Below are 14,301 nucleotides of genomic sequence, written 5' to 3' on the forward strand. Positions count from 1 at the left end.
CTTCAAGTATCCCCGGGGCGCGGACCACCAGTAGTTGTTCGAGACTATTTGGTCGTATTTCTTCCATACCCATCCACGAATTCGCCTTGGACGCAAAAGTCTACTGAGTTGGCTGCGTCTTCACCCAGAGCCGCGCAGCAGACAATGCGGAGTCCCTGTCGGGAAAGTACCCGGAGACCTTCACCCTGTAGGAGCCGGTCCGACTCCACACGACGACGTGGAAGACCTCGTTGGTGTCGTCGAAGCGCGTGGTCATCTCGTACGCCTCATCGCCGATACCGTCGATCGGTCGAAATGTCGACGACGTCGTCCTGCCATCGGACCGGTCACTGGGCATCTGTGCTTGCTCTTCAAGTACAGGAAGCACACTGTCGCAAAGCTGCCCTCGATTCTTAAAAGACAGCATCGAGAACATGTAACTCCGCGGAATCTCGACCAAGCAGGACACCTCGGTCGCTCCTTGCTGGCGGGTGACGAGTGGTCGGGTCGTGAGGTTGAGGGCTTTGCTGACTTCGTCGGGTGAGGGACAGCGGATCTCACCGACCGAATAGCCGGTAGGCGTTCTCGTCTCCAACTCCGATGCCCTGGCGGTCGCGCCGGCCACACTGCCGTTCGCAAGCGCATTCAGATCAGCTACCAATTCCGCGAGTGACTCCTCGATGGCTTGTTTCAACGTGATCTCGGGAATCGGATCGAGTCCGGTATTCAACGCCGGTCTCGCCTGCTCACCCGGACCGCTCGGAAACACATAGATCGTCTCCGGGGACGATGGCACGACGATGATGGGGATCAGCACACGAGGGTCGGCAACGCTGCGCGGCCACACTTCTCGAGGACACGAGTCGAAGAAAATGTCACGCAGTTCGAGTAGTTCCGCCCACTCGGGACCACCGATCTCTTCACACGACAACAGAGTGAAGCGGCCGGCGAGCCTGACCCAGCCGTTCGCCCTTGCGAGAAGCTCACGGGCGTCCGGGGTCAAGGTGTGCCCCGATACGGGCTTCCGCTGCTTCGATCTGAGCGAGCGTCGCAGGTGGCCGCGGTCCAGGCGGCGCCTCGCCAGGCACGTCGACGGTGAGGCCGCTCTCGACAAGCTGCGCGTACACCTCGACACAGCGGCGCACGAGCTCGTCCCACTCGGCGGTTTCCGCGGCCTCACCAGTCATGCCACTCACTGCCGTTTCTGCGTTCTGCTGATCATCCTGTTTCACAATTCTTTTCGATCCTCGACACATCACACGCGCGGGCGATATTCCCGCGCGTCGTCGAAAACGACCTCGAACGTCCCCGCCTCCGCGGACGCTATGAAGTCGTCGATGCTGTCGGCCTGGACAGTGGTGCCCTCCCAGCCGTCATCGCCACCGGAGTAGAAGAAGACCACCGGACTGTCATCGCCGAAGCGCGTGTCCAGCAACAGCCGACCCGAACCGCCGTCACCGGCGATCATCGCCGCACCGATGCGCGGCACCCATTCGTAGTACGCGTTGGTCACATCAGCGATGTCGGCGGGAGTGAAGATGTCCAGGTACTCCTCGCCCTCGAAGAGGTCGAGGACACTTGGCCCGGTCAGGTAGTCGACCCACCGCGGCGGCAACGGCACACCGAGCGACTCCTCGGCCGCGCGCACCTCCTCGAGCGAGCTACCCGCTCGGTAGGTGAACCGGCGAACGTCGTAGACCGACGTCGCCCCGATGTCGGCCCCAACAATTGCCGCCGCGCCGTCAAGTTCGTTGTCCGGCAACTGGTAGATGTCGCAACAGATTCCGCGCTCAACAGCCGCGCGACCACGAGCGACGACTTCATCAAAGTCGACGCCGCTGACCGTCGCGGCAGCATGTGCCACCGCCTCGGCCAGTGTGCCGGCCTCCGACGACTCCGCAGACCGCAGCGCAGCCAACCATCCGATCACGTCAACGACTCCTCTCAATCGTCAGCCTCACGCGAACACGAGACAGCCCGTATCCCGCCGAACACAATTACACTCAGCGGCTGCCACCAGATAATCGCACCGAACGAGACGAGAGCGAACACCGTGGCGACAGCGAACAGGGCGGTCAGAATTGCGGCGACACAAGACGCAATTGCCAACAGAACCCTCACGGTTGTACTCATACCCGGCATCAACCATGTACCCCATTGCTCGACGCCTGAGGGCACATGCGGCACTCACCAGTCGCAGTCAGGATAGGTCCATCAGATCGTGCCGGCGAGGCGTCGGTCAGTCCTTTTCTCTGGACTTGCAGAGTCCTAGAACCCCAAGCGCCACAAGAGAAGTTCCGACGATGACGGTTGCCGTCAAATACGTCACGGTGAGGACCGAAGCGTCAACTGTCCCGCGAAACAGTGCTATCCAATTGTTGATCGGATACACCACGACGAATAGCCCGACCACGATACGGATGATCGAGAAAGCGTTCGAGTTACCCCGGCTGGTTATCAACGAATTCACTCCTGGCAGGTCCGCGTAGTCACCGGCGCTAGGCATCCAAGGACAGGCGTACGGCGGCGAATACACCCAGCGCCAGAAGGGCGGTCGCCATCCCGATACCGAACGATCGGGTACGAGCCGGTTGCAGCAACGAGAGGATGGCCAACACGTAGACGATCCACAGAGGCGGATATACCACCCCGAAAGCCAACAGCAGAGCTCCCCACACCGCACCGAGTGCCGCCCACACCTCATCCCTCATAAGCCGACAGACAACAACAGCGCAGCGCCCGCCAGCCCAGCCGCCATCCCGCTGAGCATTGCGGTTAGCAGCGATTTCGTGCTGCCAACGGCAGCAAGTAAGAATCTCACCGCCAACACCACAACCGCCGTGCTGATCAAAACAGCCTCGAGCAAGACCATCGACGCCATGTGCTGTCCAACCAGAGACGTCGATAATCCGTTTGCGGCACCGCCGACCACGCTGGCGAAGGCACCGGTGATCAGGGCATGCACGGAACTCGACTTCACGATTGAAGCAGTACTCATCTGAGCGTCCGTTCGATCTGGGGCAGGTGCGATCCCGAAACCAACAGCTTTCTATCACGCGGGACCCACGACGGAGTGACAGAGTACCTCTGCAGCTCGACACTCTCGGCCAGCACCGCCGAGGCGCGGAACAGGGCGAAGGCGCGTTCGGCGATCGCTTCGAGCCGGACGTCGAGCGCGGCCACCGAGCCCGCGACATCGGTGAGTTTGCGGACCGCGTCGATCGCCTTCCGGACATCTGGTACGCGGTAGCCGCCTGCGCGCAGGGCCGCCGTGATACGCGCTTCTCGGATCGCGGCGACGGGGTACCGTCGCGCGGTTCCCGATCTGGTCGAGATGCGGTCCGGGGTGACCAATCCCGCACTCTCCCAGAACCGAAGAGTCGATGCCTTCACGCCGATGGCCCGCGACAGCTCGGTGATGGTCATGGCGTCCGCATCAGTGGGGGCGTCGTCGGTCATCGTCTCCGCGCTGATCGACTGCAGGGCCGATCGCGCGGCAAGCGTCAGCTCACGCTCACGGTTGAACGCCGTGTGGAACTCGCAGATCAGCGCCGCGGCCACATCAGGCGGCTCGTTGTAGATCTGCCGCATCACGCGGCGCGCCTCGACCGCGCCCACCGCGCGGGCGAGATCGCGGTAAGCGCGCAGACCTCGCACGTGCTCGGCAGCGAACTGCCGATAGCCGTTGGGGGTCCTGGTCGCCGCCGGGATGACTCCGAGCGCCTCTAGATCGCGCACTTGCTGCACGGAGTATCCCGACGCGGCCGCCACCGTGGCGGTGCTCATCACCTGTGGCCGGGCTTCCTCTGTTGGCACCATAACCCTCCATACGCACTTCAACCACATGCTGGAACCATGAGTATGGATGATCTGTTGCGGGTAGTGAGCTCGTTCGACGGCGTGCTCGACGTCGCCCCGGTCGAGGGCGGCGACTCCCCTCCTCTCGCCTGGGGCGATCACTTCTTCTACTACGCGCCGAACGGCCAGATACCCCCGCGTCAACAGCCCTACGCGACGATCGTGACGAAGAACTATCCTGACGATTCTCGCTCGGAACTCGACGCACCCGACCGCTGGCGGGTGAACATTCGCGTAGGCGCCGACAGGTTCCTCGCACTGATCGGCGACACGACTCGATTGTCGGAGAGAGTGTGGGACTACGCCGCGACCGACGTGCTCTTGCCACACCCGGTCTATCGCCGCCAGGGATGAGTGTCGATCGTCAACCCAGGACCACGCACCGTCGAGGTGGCCGCCAGCCTGCTACGCGAAGCTCACGAGGCAGCACGACTCCGTTTCTTGCGCGGCGCTTCCGACCGAAGCTAATGGGACCAACCTTCCGCCCCTGAACATCTCGCCGCTACTCGGCGAACTCGTCCTTGAACTGCTCGGCGCGTAACGGGTCGTCCCACAGTCATGCGTAGAAGGTCAGTGGGATGTCCTTCATTGTTGTTCGGGGTGTTCGTACCCCGGCGGAACGTCGCTCGGGCACGACGTACCCTGCCACACATGCGCCTGTTCGTCGACGAACTCCGCGACCCGCCCGGCGACGGGTGGTTGATCGCCCGCACTTCGCCGAACCGCCCGCAACCCTGCCCAGCTCGGATGTGATCGAAGGTGCGATTGGTCAGAACAATCCCGCCGTCAACACCGGTCGAGCGGACGACTGATCATGACTGCAATCCAACCTTTGAACGTGCGTAGACCGTGCACGATGCTCGTGGTTATCGCTGCTGTGGGGCTCTTACTGGTGTCGTGTAGCACCGACAAAAAGGCTCCTTTACCCGATTCATCGGCAGTCGTTGATTCACAGTCCCCGCTGACCGCTGAGCAGGCACGAAGCGTCCGACAGCACGGCCGCGAACTGATGGATCACCTGATCGCAGAGGTCGACGCCGGGTCAGGCGGAGTGGATAACGACCGCTCCACTGAGCGGTGGGACTCGTGCACCGCCAAACAGAAGTCGTTCGCATTTCAACCCACCCAGCACGGAGTCCAGTATTCGGCGACAGTGTTCATTGATCGCCTACGGGGCACGACCGTCGAGACCTTTCACCACCAGACACAGGAGAGTGGTGTGGAGTGGAATCGTGATGACGCCACACATGGAAAAGCCGGAGTCTGCGGCGTGCAAATTGCTCCTTTACACGCCGGCAGCATCCAGGTACTCAGTCCCTGCTACTACCTACGCGCGGCAACTGATAGTAATTCGCTCTCGGCCGATGACATCGAGAACGTCACCGGCTTCCTGCAGCAGAAGTGGGACCAAGAATGACACAGCATGATCGCTCGAACGCCGATGACTTCAGGCGTCTGATGCCATGACGGTTCTGCCACCCACTTTTCAGGCAGGTCGAGGTAGCGAAGGTAATTGGTCCCGCGCACAATGCCTTTCGAAGGCGACATCGTCGATACGGCGGACGTGCCACTCAACTTCATGGCGAAGCCGTACGCCGATTACACCATCCATGTGAACAGTGGGACGGCCTCACCCGTCCACATTGCTCACACCAGTCGATGCGCGAGGACCTGTCTGGCCCGCAGATCCTGTGGGATTGACGCCGCCACTCCTTGGGACGGCAACGCGCTGTCCGACCAGCGTCGTTATTCAGTGCCGCGTAATGCAACTCATCGCGATTCATCCGACCCTGAGTGTGTGCCACTGACCGTCTCCCTATCGTGGTGGTGCACTACTCGTGCCGGAGCGACGTGCCGCCGGGGTACGAAGCGACCGGCCCTCCTGTGCACTCGCTCCCACACTCACGCGCCTTCGACGCCGCACGCGCGGCGATGGGCGCCTCCCCGAGCCCCGAGCGCCACGGCCGAAATTCGATGGAACCCCGTCACCGGCAGCCCGTAGCCTGCCACACATGCGCCTGTTCGTCGATGATCTCCGCGACCCGCCCGGGGACGGGTGGACAATTGCCCGCAACTCCGCCGAAGCGCTCGCGATCCTGCGCAGCTCGGCCACGATCGAGGAATTGAGCCTCGACCACGACCTCGGCGGCGACGACACCAGTCGACCGATCGTCCTCCACCTCTGCGAGCACGGCGGCTGGCCACCTATCGTGCGCGTCCACTCCGCGAACCCGGTGGGAGTGGAGTGGATCGTAGGGATGGTCGAGCGTTACGGTCCGGGCATCAGTCGCTGATCGGAGGCGCACAAGATTTCACCGGCGCACATCAACGAGGAAAACCGACAGAGGCGGACGGCAGGGGCGCGGATCTCCATCTCGCTGACAGACGACCCATCGGGCCGCTGATGAGCGGCCTGACAGCGATACTTCACCGGTTGAGAAGCGCCGCAACGGAAGACGTGGCCGTAACGCATCGCCGACCTCGTAGCCAACACCACCCTCTACGACGAAGCGCATCATGAGCGGCGACCGTACAACCAGCACTCGACCTCATCGGACCAGATGGCGCGCCGATAGCGATCTATGCGTTGTCGCGATCGAGCCGCTTTGGAGTTACGGACACACCCTATGAGCAATTAATAACCCGGCGGCTTATGCCCAAACAGCGAGGTAGACGGCGAGGCCGACCACCGCCGAACACAGTCCGATGCCGAACGCTCGGGTGCGTGATGGTGTAGTCAGACTCAGTGCGAGAACGATATAGAAGTCGCACAACACCGGTCCCAGTACGAAAAAGACGACCAGGAACACTGTGCCACATACCGCGCCGACGGTGGCCACGACGGCATCGTTCATAAGAGGAACACCAATGCAACCGCGCAGATGATCCCGGCGCAAGGTCAAGCTATGAATCCGAGCGTCAGGCATCAGAGCAGCGGGTAAGTGGGACAGTAGCGTCGAACGGCGCCGCGCACGCCGAGCATCACGAGCGACGCGCTGAGGAACACCGCCACAACGAGCACGGCGGGCTGCTTATCTTGAGCTATCAGTTCGGTTGCGACACCGCACGCAACACCGCCGACAGTGCTCGTTGTCAGCGCGGCGACCATCGGGCCAAGCGACTTCGGTCGTCCGCGCGAAGCGTAGAAATCAGTCAACGGTGGTGTTCAATCCTTGCCGGGTCCTCGCCGGACCGCATGTGGGCGCCGACGCCGTAGTCCGGTGTTGGACGGGCAGGCACCGCATACGAGTCGAGTACCGCATACCGTGGTGCCTACATCTGTGGGTACAGACCACGATCACCTACGTCCTGATCGTCGGTGAGCGAAACGAAGCTCTATCACCGCTAGGACATCTGATTGCGGCAACAGCCCAACTCCCCATCAGAAGACTCCTTTAGCCGACCAACCCCTCGCTGATGGCTGCGCTGCTCGCAACCATCCCTACTCATATGCCTGCACGCCCCGTACGACGCCGCCACCGATCAGCACCACGACCGCCTTGTGTGCCGATATCGTGCCACCTCAACGAACCAGTGGGCGACTCCCGACTAACCCGGAAACCGCCCCTGACCTGCTGCGGAAGCGGAGGGATTTGAACCCTAATCAGCCCTCGTGGTCAGAGGCTGATTTGCCCTCTCACCTGCGTTTTGAGGTCTATCGACGTCACCCCAGATCACCTGGTTTCGTGGGCAAGTGTGGGCAGAATGTGGGCACGAGACAACCTGCAGGCAGAAAAAGACCCAGCCCTAACGAGAGGACTGGGTGGGTGACTACAAGGTATGCCGAGACACGGAGTCTGTCAACCACACCAGCATCATGTGCCACAGCCTGTTTGTAGACTACGGTCAAACGATGCGAGTGGGTGTATATGTCGACGCATTCAACCTCTACTACGGCATGCGAGCTCATTGCGGCCGGGGCACGGCGGGATGGCGATGGCTTGATATCCGAGCTCTATCGAACGAGCTCTGCGGGTGGAAGGACGCCACAGTCACCCGGGTCGTGTATTGCACCGCACGCGTAGATGCGACAGACAGCCCGAGCGCACACACCGACCAGAACATCTATCTCCGGGCGTTGAAGGAGCATGGATCGATCGACGTCTTGGAACTCGGGCGCTACGTTGCCTGGCCTAAAGTCGCACCTCTCGCTCACAAGGCTCCGAACGGTGCAGCAGAGATCATCACTCCAGACGGAACAGCGTTGCCGAATCACCTTCCTATCTGGGAGAAAGACGACAACACGATGTACCTGGCGCAGGTCCGGATGCGGGAGGAAAAAGGATCTGACGTCAACGTCGCAACCTATCTCCTCGCAGATGTGTTTCGGGGCGAAGTAGACGCTGCAATCGTCATATCGAACGACTCCGACTTAGCACTCCCGCTTACCATTGCTCGAACCTTGGTACCAGTGGGAACCGTCAACCCCAGCAAGAAGCCGTTGGCGGGCGCCCTGCACGGCTCCGCCTCCGAAGGACCTGGTCGACATTGGTGGTCGCGGCTTTCGCCGAAACACTTCTACCGTAATCAGATGCCAAACACGGTTGGCCCGTTGTATAAGCCCGCCGATTGGTGATCCGCCCAAAACAGACGAAATGGCGCACGCAGATGGTGGAGAGGCCAACACTCCTTCGGAGCGAAGTAGGAAAAACTGCGGGGAGAGATCAAGCGACTCACCGCCGAGTCGCCCCGCGTCGCCGTGCTCGTGGCTGAAACCCCATACCACCGGGGGAAGGGGGTCACTGCCACGAAACATGCCCATATCAGCGACTCCGCGGTGAGTCGCCTCTTTCACACACAGAGCTGTGAGGGGTGTGGCCCCCGACCAAGGAGGGTGTCGGGGGCCACGGTGCACGCTGTTGGAGCGTGCGGGTTGGGGTGCGCTGGTTATGCGCTGGTGCTGATGGACACGATGCCCATGGGTCGGGTGACGGCGAGTTCGAATCGGGACTCGACGCGTAGGTAGACCTCGTTCTTGGCGAATCCTGTGGAGGTGTCCCAGTCGGCGGCGACAACACTGTCGGAGAGCACTTCGACCGAGTCTTTGTCGATGAGCAGCGCTTTGCCTGCCGGGAGTGCGGTCGACAGGACGACGGGAACACCCCACAGTTTCATCGCTGCTCGGTCGACGGGGCTCGCTGCCATCACGTATTCGCCCGACCCTACGGTGACGCTGGTCTCGATGGTTTCCCAGTCGTTGGGGCGGATTGCGATGACGCTGGGCAGGTAGCCGAGCGCTTCGAGTTTGGTGATTGCCGTGCGGATCGTCGAGGTGATGTCGGCGCTGTATGCCTGGGTCTGAATTCCGGAGGTAGAGAGCAGGCCGCGCATGTTTGGTGCGGTGCCGTTGCCGTTGATGATCTGGTTCTCGGCGCCGGCCATGAGGCCGAACTGCATTTCGCCAGTGACGACTCGTTCGAGGTCTCTCACGTCGGAGAGGACGTACTTGTCGATCGCGTCGGAGAGGTGGGCGATGACCTTCAGTTCGCCGGTGATGGTCTCGAATCCGAAGGAACTGGTGGGCTTGGTGGCTCCCTTTGCGACCACGGTGGCGTTGTTGGTGCGGCTGGTTTGGCGCACGTACTTGTAGGTGGGGCTGGTGAGCCGACGCACGGGGAGGGCGTCGAGCAGCGTGGTCGGCTTCTGCGGAAGGGTCACGAGGTCGAGGACCGGGACATCGGTGCCGCCATCGAGGACGAGTGTCCCCTTGGTGGCTGACGGGTCGAGCATCACTGCCGCGTTGCGGGTGGCGATGCTCTTCACGATCTGCTTCGCAGTGGCCTTCACGGTGGCGCGGCTGTAGCCCTTGCCGGGCTCGGTGCCGTCATCGGGAGCTGCACCACCACCGCCGCCGAGCTTTTCGAATGCGGCGATGATCTTGGCGTCCGCGTTGACCTTGCCGATCTGTTCGGTGGCTTCGTCGATCTGTCGCTTGTAATCGGCGAGTGCGGTTCGGTCCTCCGCGGTCAGTTCCTCACCAGCAGCCTTCCGCTGCTCGATAAGCTCACTGCCCTTGCGGATCAGTTCCTCTCGCCGTTCTGCAAATGTGGTCATGTCGTTGTCCCTTCGGGGAGTGATGGATTGCCAAAACTGTCGGCGTGTGACGCGCGCGAGGATTGGCAGAGAAGATGAGGAGGATGTTCTTTGTCGAGGTGGGAGCGGGAACCGGTCAGGCTGGCCTCATCTGAGACGAACCCTCCATGAACTGGCATCACCAGGTACTCGAGGTGAATATCCTTGCCAGCCGAGGCGGACGGGTCTCCCTCCCGTTGGGCAGACTGGCCTGCCCCGGCTGGTTCGGATCTTCGAAACGATCCTCACTGATGTGGCGTGATTGCCTCATCAGTGAGTACTAGTTTAGTCGCCGGTGTCGTCGTGATTGTTGTTGCGCGGCAACAGCGTGTCGAGGTCGGAGAGTAGTGCGTCGATACCGTTGTCGCGGCCAACGGTTTTCGCCGTCACCGATCCGGCGATGTCGGCGAGACACATCGTGAGGCGCACGAGTGCGGCTCTATTGGGTCCGACGTCGTTGTAGACGGCGTTCGCCGCGTCGGCGTCAGATTGGAGTCCAGCCAGGACCAGGCGAAGCGCTCGGGTCTGGTCGACGTCAGTGATGGTGAAGTCCTGCAAGTCATCCTCGTTCATGCTGCGGTGTCCTTTCGTGGGCGCCCTGGATGGCGCGGAGTGTTTGCGGCGATGACCGATCCATTGAGGCGTTGCCCGCTCGCCCAGTCCCGGCACCGCTCGAGCACCGGGCACTGGTGGCACAACGCTTCGGCGTTCTCGTGCCGGTACCGGGTATCAGCGGCGTCCTCGTACGGGGCAGGCGGATCGAACAATTCCGCCGCCCCGATACACACGGCACCCGACAGGTCTGCGGTGTCGGTGAGGATCGCCTCGAGTAGACCGACGAGGCCCGCGGAGTAGTCCGTTCTCACGATGCTCTCCGCATCAGGCACTCGACGTGAGCCGCAATGGTGGGTTTGCAGGGGCGTCCACACACCTTGCAGGTATTCATCTGAATCGGCTCCGATCCGGCTTCGCTGGGTATAGCCATTTGATCCGGCTCACTCGGCTCATCCGGCGTATCCGGCTTACGCGCCTCGCGTTTGTGCTGTTCAGAGCCTTTTCCCGAGGTTGTGCCGGGTGAGCCGGATTGCACAGCACCTTCCGGCTTCGAGCTGGGTGAATAGCCGGGTGAGCCGGGAAAGCCGGGAAAGCCGCTTGTTTCAGGGTGGTCTATCCCGAGCCGTTGCCACACGGGTCGAAGAGCTCCGCGCGAGTATCCACGCGGCCCGTAGTTCGTCTGCCGAGTCGATGTTACCTTCGACGCCTGCGACACCAACTGGCCGAGACGACGTGCCGTCAGCGCCTTGCCATACGCCGATGACAGACCCCAGTAGTCGGGGTTGTGCATGATGAGTTTCGAGACGAGTTGTTCTGTCGGCACGAACGGTTCCTCTCCCGGCCAGACCGCGTGAAGATCACGAAGCATGGTCATTCCCGGAGGGTCAGCGTGAAGTCCAGCGTCATGTTCAGCGTCAGTCTCAGCCATACCGCGAACGATCAACTCATCGGCAATTTCGGGCCAGTGTGATCCTGCGACGACAGCAACACGCTTGAGGGGTCGCCACTTCTCTTTGCTGCGCCCGATACACCCGTCAGGGAGATCGACAGGCATCCCAATGATCTGCTCACGCACCTGATCAGTCCACGCGACAATCCTGGCCCTGAGTTCGGCTGCAGGTTCCTCGAGCGATTCCCAATCCGAATCCTCGACGCTGCCAGTCCGATCGGGCATCAGCAGAATCCGAATTGCACGTGAGCGAGTGTCGTCAGGAAGCCGCGGGCTGTTGCCGGCGAGGGCAACTGGGCAGTAGGTGGGCATCTCTTTGACTTCCCATCCCCCACCTTTGACCGGTACGAGCACCGGGCGAGTTGCGCCACGTCGATAACCAGAATTGAGGATGGCGATCAGATCCTCGACGCCGGGCTTGTTAGGCGCGAGGGATCGGTCCACTTCGTCTACGAGCAAAGTGCGGATACCGCTCTGTAACGAACGAACCAGCACCGCTGGCGATGACAGGGACGCGGCGTGCAGGGGCGCACATGCCAGACGTCCGATGTGGTCGAGCAACGTCGTCTTACCCGAGCCGGGGGTGGTGGAGTCGATCAGCAACCGAGGTGAGGTGTAGGTCTCGACCGCAACGTGACTGGCTACCGTCCACAATGTCGCCAACGCGAGATCCCGATCATCGGGGACGGCGATGAATCGGCCAAACCATTCTTCGACGTCGTTGAGAACGGCAGCGCCGTCGATGAGTTCACTCATGCGACCACCCGCCGAGCCCACGGATTAGCCGCCAACCAGCGCGCATGTTCGAGTTGGCGTTGCGCTTGCGCGGACCAGTCGAGAGCGGCAGACACCTCATCGGCTGCGTCGATCATTGCTGTGGCGTGGTTTTCCAGGTGCAGCGCCCATTGGTCGGCGGCGAGGTAGATCGCGCCGACGCGCCGCGGATCACTAGCGCCGAGGTCGATCCAGTCGTGGGTGCCGATCAATGGGAGCGGCCCAACTCGAAGTGCGCGCTCGACGACAGGCCACAGTGCCTCGTGCGTCAGCGACCAGGAGACTTCGCGGCTGGTGTGCGTCAGCGCAACGATGCGGTTGCCCATGGGGTCGGCGCCGCACCTCGCCGAAACTCGACCGGGATCAGCCCCGACCTCTGGGATACTGGAGGTGGACATCAGTGGTGGTGCTCCTTTTCTGATTGGGATTCCCCGGCTGGGGTGAACGAGTGCGGTTGAAGTGCGAGACTTCCGCCCACCCCACGCCGGGGATTCTTGTATTCAGTTGTCGCCGAGAGTGCTTTCGGCGTTGTTGGCCGCGCTGTCGAGACCGTCACGCAGGTTCACACCCATTTCGTCAGTGACTTCGAGAATGGGGCCAAGAATGCAGCGCGTCATCAACGAGAGGGCTGCGGCGGCGAGGAACCCGAAATAGTCGGGGTCGTGTGCAGTCACCCATCGTTTGGAAACTTCGTCGGTGGCCTCGTCATCACCCGCGGTGACTGCAAGCTGATACATCAACCTGGTCGCGTCCGATTGCAGTTTGTCTACGTCGATGAATGATTCGACATTGCCGTCACTTCCAGTGACCAGGATTTGTTGCGGTGGTTGTGTGGGGTCAGGCATCACAGTCCCGTCCTATCGTCCGGCGCGTATCCCGAATACTCCGAGGCGGGCGACTTGCTGTCGCTCGCCCACAAGTCGAGTTCTGCTTCTGCGCCATCTTCACGACCGATTAGGTAAGCGAGGACGAACCCGACGATGAAGGCGAATGCGACGATGACGGTCATCGGGACACCTCCCCGTGAACGGCCCTCAACGCAGCGATCAGCGCCTCCGAGTGGTCGTCGTAGATTCCGGCACGCGGCGGATCGAGGAGTTCAGCGAGCGCAGTCGTCATCAACTCCGCCAGGTGCTTGCGACGACGTACAGCCTCGCCGTGGTTGTGCACGCGAAGGCAGTTGACGCAATCCATGATTCGCCACCCGCTCGAATCGAACTCTCGGTGGTGCCGAGACTCGCCATACGCGATCGGGTCCAGCGAAGCCTTCGGGACATGGTTCGTGTCGTCTGCACTCGCAGGGGTGGGTACCAGTTCCCCGCACAATGTGCGCATCATTGGCGCGCCCGCGGCAATGGCCTTCGCTTCGACGGACGAGTACCAGATGTGGCTCAGCCGCGGGTTTCGCTGCATCCCGGCGCGCATACGATCCATGAACTCGTCGGTGTGGACGTTGCCGTAGTCGTCCGGCATTCCGTACGCAAACGCCCACGTACGCTCATCGTGGCTGAGTCCTTTGATCAGTGCGTGCCGCGTGACTTCGCCGCAGCCTCCGCACTTGAGGTCGCCTGTCTCGGTGCGGTAGTCGCGGTTGCGGGGCCGCTTGGCCTGGCGAGGCTGCGCGCAGACAGTGCAGATTGCCAGCAGCAAGTCATATACGTGGCGACGTCGCTCATCCAGCAGGTCAGCGACGGTGGGTACTATGGTTGTCATCGATTCTCCTTAGTGAGAGTTGATTCGGCCGTCGACACCCGTTCCGCCAAGATCTGCGGTGTCGGCGGCATTGTTCTGTCGGAGGTCTTCCGTGTGATCGGCCTCCGGGTCCAGGCCGAGATCCTCGATGCGGTCTCGGTCGTGTTGGGTGATGCCCATCAGGCGGCGCCCGGATTCACTGTGTTGCTCTCGATGTACGCGTGAACGTCTGCCCATCGGTAGAGAACCCGGCGACCGTGCTTCACGTACGGAATCCCTTGACCGAGATAGCGATCCTGGCTGAGTGCCTCGACTGTGGTGTGCAAGACCTCCGCCACCTCGCCCGGTGTTGCAAGGAGCGGTGGAGTCGTCGCGGACTTCGCCTGTTCTGTATTCGACATTCAGCTTTCGCCTCCTGGTTG

General features: G+C 61.9%; 21 protein-coding genes. 5 read left to right on the forward strand and 16 right to left on the reverse strand.

Going from position 1 to position 14,301, the window contains the following annotated elements; translation table 11 throughout:
- Positions 1-100 precede the first annotated feature (100 nt).
- The 6 genes from GOOTI_RS23010 to GOOTI_RS23040 form a co-directional block, all read right to left on the reverse strand.
- Positions 101-982, reverse strand: coding sequence for a hypothetical protein (locus tag GOOTI_RS23010; protein WP_007241005.1), 882 nt, complete (start codon positions 980-982; stop codon positions 101-103).
- Positions 963-1,166 carry a flagellar protein FliT gene (locus GOOTI_RS26945; RefSeq protein WP_233425565.1) on the reverse strand — a complete coding sequence of 68 codons (204 nt, stop codon included), beginning with the start codon at positions 1,164-1,166 and terminating at the stop codon, positions 963-965. The genes GOOTI_RS23010 and GOOTI_RS26945 overlap by 20 nt, the downstream gene beginning before the upstream one ends.
- 68 nt (positions 1,167-1,234) lie before the next feature.
- Positions 1,235-1,909, reverse strand: a complete 675-nt coding sequence (locus tag GOOTI_RS23015) for an SMI1/KNR4 family protein (RefSeq protein WP_007241007.1) — start codon at positions 1,907-1,909, stop codon at positions 1,235-1,237.
- A gap of 568 nt (positions 1,910-2,477) precedes the next feature.
- Positions 2,478-2,690 carry a hypothetical protein gene (locus GOOTI_RS23030; RefSeq protein WP_233425566.1) on the reverse strand — a complete coding sequence of 71 codons (213 nt, stop codon included), beginning with the start codon at positions 2,688-2,690 and terminating at the stop codon, positions 2,478-2,480.
- Positions 2,687-2,977, reverse strand: coding sequence for a hypothetical protein (locus tag GOOTI_RS23035; RefSeq protein WP_007241010.1), 291 nt, complete (start codon positions 2,975-2,977; stop codon positions 2,687-2,689). The genes GOOTI_RS23030 and GOOTI_RS23035 overlap by 4 nt, the downstream gene beginning before the upstream one ends.
- Positions 2,974-3,798 carry a MerR family transcriptional regulator gene (locus tag GOOTI_RS23040; RefSeq protein ID WP_233425567.1) on the reverse strand — a complete coding sequence of 275 codons (825 nt, stop codon included), beginning with the start codon at positions 3,796-3,798 and terminating at the stop codon, positions 2,974-2,976. The genes GOOTI_RS23035 and GOOTI_RS23040 overlap by 4 nt, the downstream gene beginning before the upstream one ends.
- Before the next feature lie 36 nt (positions 3,799-3,834).
- On the opposite strand from GOOTI_RS23040, the gene GOOTI_RS23045 reads away from it, so the two are divergent.
- From GOOTI_RS23045 to GOOTI_RS23055, 3 genes are all read left to right on the forward strand, one after another.
- Positions 3,835-4,191 (forward strand): DUF6194 family protein, encoded by a 357-nt coding sequence (locus tag GOOTI_RS23045; protein WP_306302706.1) that lies wholly within the window; start codon positions 3,835-3,837, stop codon positions 4,189-4,191.
- 655 nt (positions 4,192-4,846) lie between these two features.
- Complete coding sequence (locus GOOTI_RS23050) at positions 4,847-5,254, forward strand: hypothetical protein (RefSeq protein WP_039994609.1); 408 nt, start codon at positions 4,847-4,849, stop codon at positions 5,252-5,254.
- A 595-nt stretch (positions 5,255-5,849) separates the two neighbouring features.
- A complete protein-coding gene (locus tag GOOTI_RS23055; RefSeq protein WP_005178531.1) occupies positions 5,850-6,131 on the forward strand; it encodes a cyclic-phosphate processing receiver domain-containing protein in 282 nt (93 codons plus the stop codon).
- Positions 6,132-6,763: 632 nt separating this feature from the next.
- On the opposite strand, the gene GOOTI_RS23065 is transcribed toward GOOTI_RS23055, so the two are convergent.
- Positions 6,764-6,994: a hypothetical protein gene (locus tag GOOTI_RS23065; RefSeq protein ID WP_138985368.1), complete on the reverse strand. Its 231-nt coding sequence runs from the start codon at positions 6,992-6,994 to the stop codon at positions 6,764-6,766.
- Positions 6,995-7,600: 606 nt separating this feature from the next.
- Between GOOTI_RS23065 and GOOTI_RS23070 the strand changes: the two genes are divergently transcribed.
- Positions 7,601-8,413, forward strand: a complete 813-nt coding sequence (locus tag GOOTI_RS23070) for an NYN domain-containing protein (RefSeq protein ID WP_007241016.1) — start codon at positions 7,601-7,603, stop codon at positions 8,411-8,413.
- A gap of 311 nt (positions 8,414-8,724) precedes the next feature.
- Here GOOTI_RS23070 and GOOTI_RS23075 read toward each other — a convergent pair whose 3' ends face one another.
- The 8 genes from GOOTI_RS23075 to GOOTI_RS23105 form a co-directional block, all read right to left on the reverse strand.
- Positions 8,725-9,891 carry a phage major capsid protein gene (locus tag GOOTI_RS23075; protein ID WP_007241017.1) on the reverse strand — a complete coding sequence of 389 codons (1,167 nt, stop codon included), beginning with the start codon at positions 9,889-9,891 and terminating at the stop codon, positions 8,725-8,727.
- A gap of 303 nt (positions 9,892-10,194) precedes the next feature.
- The gene (locus GOOTI_RS23080; protein WP_007241018.1) at positions 10,195-10,482 is read right to left on the reverse strand and encodes a hypothetical protein; all 288 of its coding nucleotides are present in this window, start codon (positions 10,480-10,482) and stop codon (positions 10,195-10,197) included.
- Positions 10,479-10,775 (reverse strand): WhiB family transcriptional regulator, encoded by a 297-nt coding sequence (locus GOOTI_RS23085; RefSeq protein WP_007241019.1) that lies wholly within the window; start codon positions 10,773-10,775, stop codon positions 10,479-10,481. Before GOOTI_RS23085 ends, GOOTI_RS23080 begins: the two co-directional genes overlap by 4 nt.
- A complete protein-coding gene (locus GOOTI_RS23090) occupies positions 10,772-12,169 on the reverse strand; it encodes a DUF3631 domain-containing protein (RefSeq protein ID WP_007241020.1) in 1,398 nt (465 codons plus the stop codon). The genes GOOTI_RS23085 and GOOTI_RS23090 overlap by 4 nt, the downstream gene beginning before the upstream one ends.
- Entirely contained in the window at positions 12,166-12,585 is a 420-nt protein-coding gene (locus tag GOOTI_RS23095) for a DUF2742 domain-containing protein (RefSeq protein WP_007241021.1), read from the reverse strand. Before GOOTI_RS23095 ends, GOOTI_RS23090 begins: the two co-directional genes overlap by 4 nt.
- Before the next feature lie 102 nt (positions 12,586-12,687).
- Positions 12,688-13,032: a hypothetical protein gene (locus GOOTI_RS23100; protein WP_007241022.1), complete on the reverse strand. Its 345-nt coding sequence runs from the start codon at positions 13,030-13,032 to the stop codon at positions 12,688-12,690.
- A complete protein-coding gene (locus tag GOOTI_RS26335) occupies positions 13,032-13,196 on the reverse strand; it encodes a hypothetical protein (RefSeq protein ID WP_007241023.1) in 165 nt (54 codons plus the stop codon). The genes GOOTI_RS23100 and GOOTI_RS26335 overlap by 1 nt, the downstream gene beginning before the upstream one ends.
- Positions 13,193-13,900 carry a hypothetical protein gene (locus tag GOOTI_RS23105; protein ID WP_007241024.1) on the reverse strand — a complete coding sequence of 236 codons (708 nt, stop codon included), beginning with the start codon at positions 13,898-13,900 and terminating at the stop codon, positions 13,193-13,195. Before GOOTI_RS23105 ends, GOOTI_RS26335 begins: the two co-directional genes overlap by 4 nt.
- Positions 13,901-13,912: 12 nt before the next feature.
- On the opposite strand from GOOTI_RS23105, the gene GOOTI_RS26340 reads away from it, so the two are divergent.
- A complete protein-coding gene (locus GOOTI_RS26340) occupies positions 13,913-14,104 on the forward strand; it encodes a hypothetical protein (protein ID WP_169315854.1) in 192 nt (63 codons plus the stop codon).
- On the opposite strand, the gene GOOTI_RS26950 is transcribed toward GOOTI_RS26340, so the two are convergent.
- Positions 14,059-14,280: a helix-turn-helix domain-containing protein gene (locus GOOTI_RS26950; protein ID WP_007241025.1), complete on the reverse strand. Its 222-nt coding sequence runs from the start codon at positions 14,278-14,280 to the stop codon at positions 14,059-14,061. The two genes, GOOTI_RS26340 and GOOTI_RS26950, sit on opposite strands and share 46 nt — an antisense overlap.
- Positions 14,281-14,301 lie beyond the last annotated feature (21 nt).

Origin of the sequence: Gordonia otitidis NBRC 100426, assembly GCF_000248075.1 — a bacterium.
Taxonomy (GTDB): domain Bacteria; phylum Actinomycetota; class Actinomycetes; order Mycobacteriales; family Mycobacteriaceae; genus Gordonia; species Gordonia otitidis.

What these genes read in the sequence shown, in the direction of transcription:
- GOOTI_RS26945 (WP_233425565.1), bottom strand. Translation starts at nt 1,166, where the DNA reads ATGACTGGTGAGGCCGCGGAAACCGCCGAGTGGGACGAGCTCGTGCGC.
- GOOTI_RS23030 (WP_233425566.1), bottom strand. Translation starts at nt 2,690, where the DNA reads ATGAGGGATGAGGTGTGGGCGGCACTCGGTGCGGTGTGGGGAGCTCTG.
- GOOTI_RS23035 (WP_007241010.1), bottom strand. Translation starts at nt 2,977, where the DNA reads ATGAGTACTGCTTCAATCGTGAAGTCGAGTTCCGTGCATGCCCTGATC.
- GOOTI_RS23040 (WP_233425567.1), bottom strand. Translation starts at nt 3,798, where the DNA reads ATGGTGCCAACAGAGGAAGCCCGGCCACAGGTGATGAGCACCGCCACG.
- GOOTI_RS23045 (WP_306302706.1), top strand. Translation starts at nt 3,835, where the DNA reads ATGAGTATGGATGATCTGTTGCGGGTAGTGAGCTCGTTCGACGGCGTG.
- GOOTI_RS23050 (WP_039994609.1), top strand. Translation starts at nt 4,847, where the DNA reads ATGGATCACCTGATCGCAGAGGTCGACGCCGGGTCAGGCGGAGTGGAT.
- GOOTI_RS23055 (WP_005178531.1), top strand. Translation starts at nt 5,850, where the DNA reads ATGCGCCTGTTCGTCGATGATCTCCGCGACCCGCCCGGGGACGGGTGG.
- GOOTI_RS23075 (WP_007241017.1), bottom strand. Translation starts at nt 9,891, where the DNA reads ATGACCACATTTGCAGAACGGCGAGAGGAACTGATCCGCAAGGGCAGT.
- GOOTI_RS23080 (WP_007241018.1), bottom strand. Translation starts at nt 10,482, where the DNA reads ATGAACGAGGATGACTTGCAGGACTTCACCATCACTGACGTCGACCAG.
- GOOTI_RS23090 (WP_007241020.1), bottom strand. Translation starts at nt 12,169, where the DNA reads ATGAGTGAACTCATCGACGGCGCTGCCGTTCTCAACGACGTCGAAGAA.
- GOOTI_RS23095 (WP_007241021.1), bottom strand. Translation starts at nt 12,585, where the DNA reads ATGTCCACCTCCAGTATCCCAGAGGTCGGGGCTGATCCCGGTCGAGTT.
- GOOTI_RS23100 (WP_007241022.1), bottom strand. Translation starts at nt 13,032, where the DNA reads ATGCCTGACCCCACACAACCACCGCAACAAATCCTGGTCACTGGAAGT.
- GOOTI_RS26335 (WP_007241023.1), bottom strand. Translation starts at nt 13,196, where the DNA reads ATGACCGTCATCGTCGCATTCGCCTTCATCGTCGGGTTCGTCCTCGCT.
- GOOTI_RS23105 (WP_007241024.1), bottom strand. Translation starts at nt 13,900, where the DNA reads ATGACAACCATAGTACCCACCGTCGCTGACCTGCTGGATGAGCGACGT.
- GOOTI_RS26950 (WP_007241025.1), bottom strand. Translation starts at nt 14,280, where the DNA reads ATGTCGAATACAGAACAGGCGAAGTCCGCGACGACTCCACCGCTCCTT.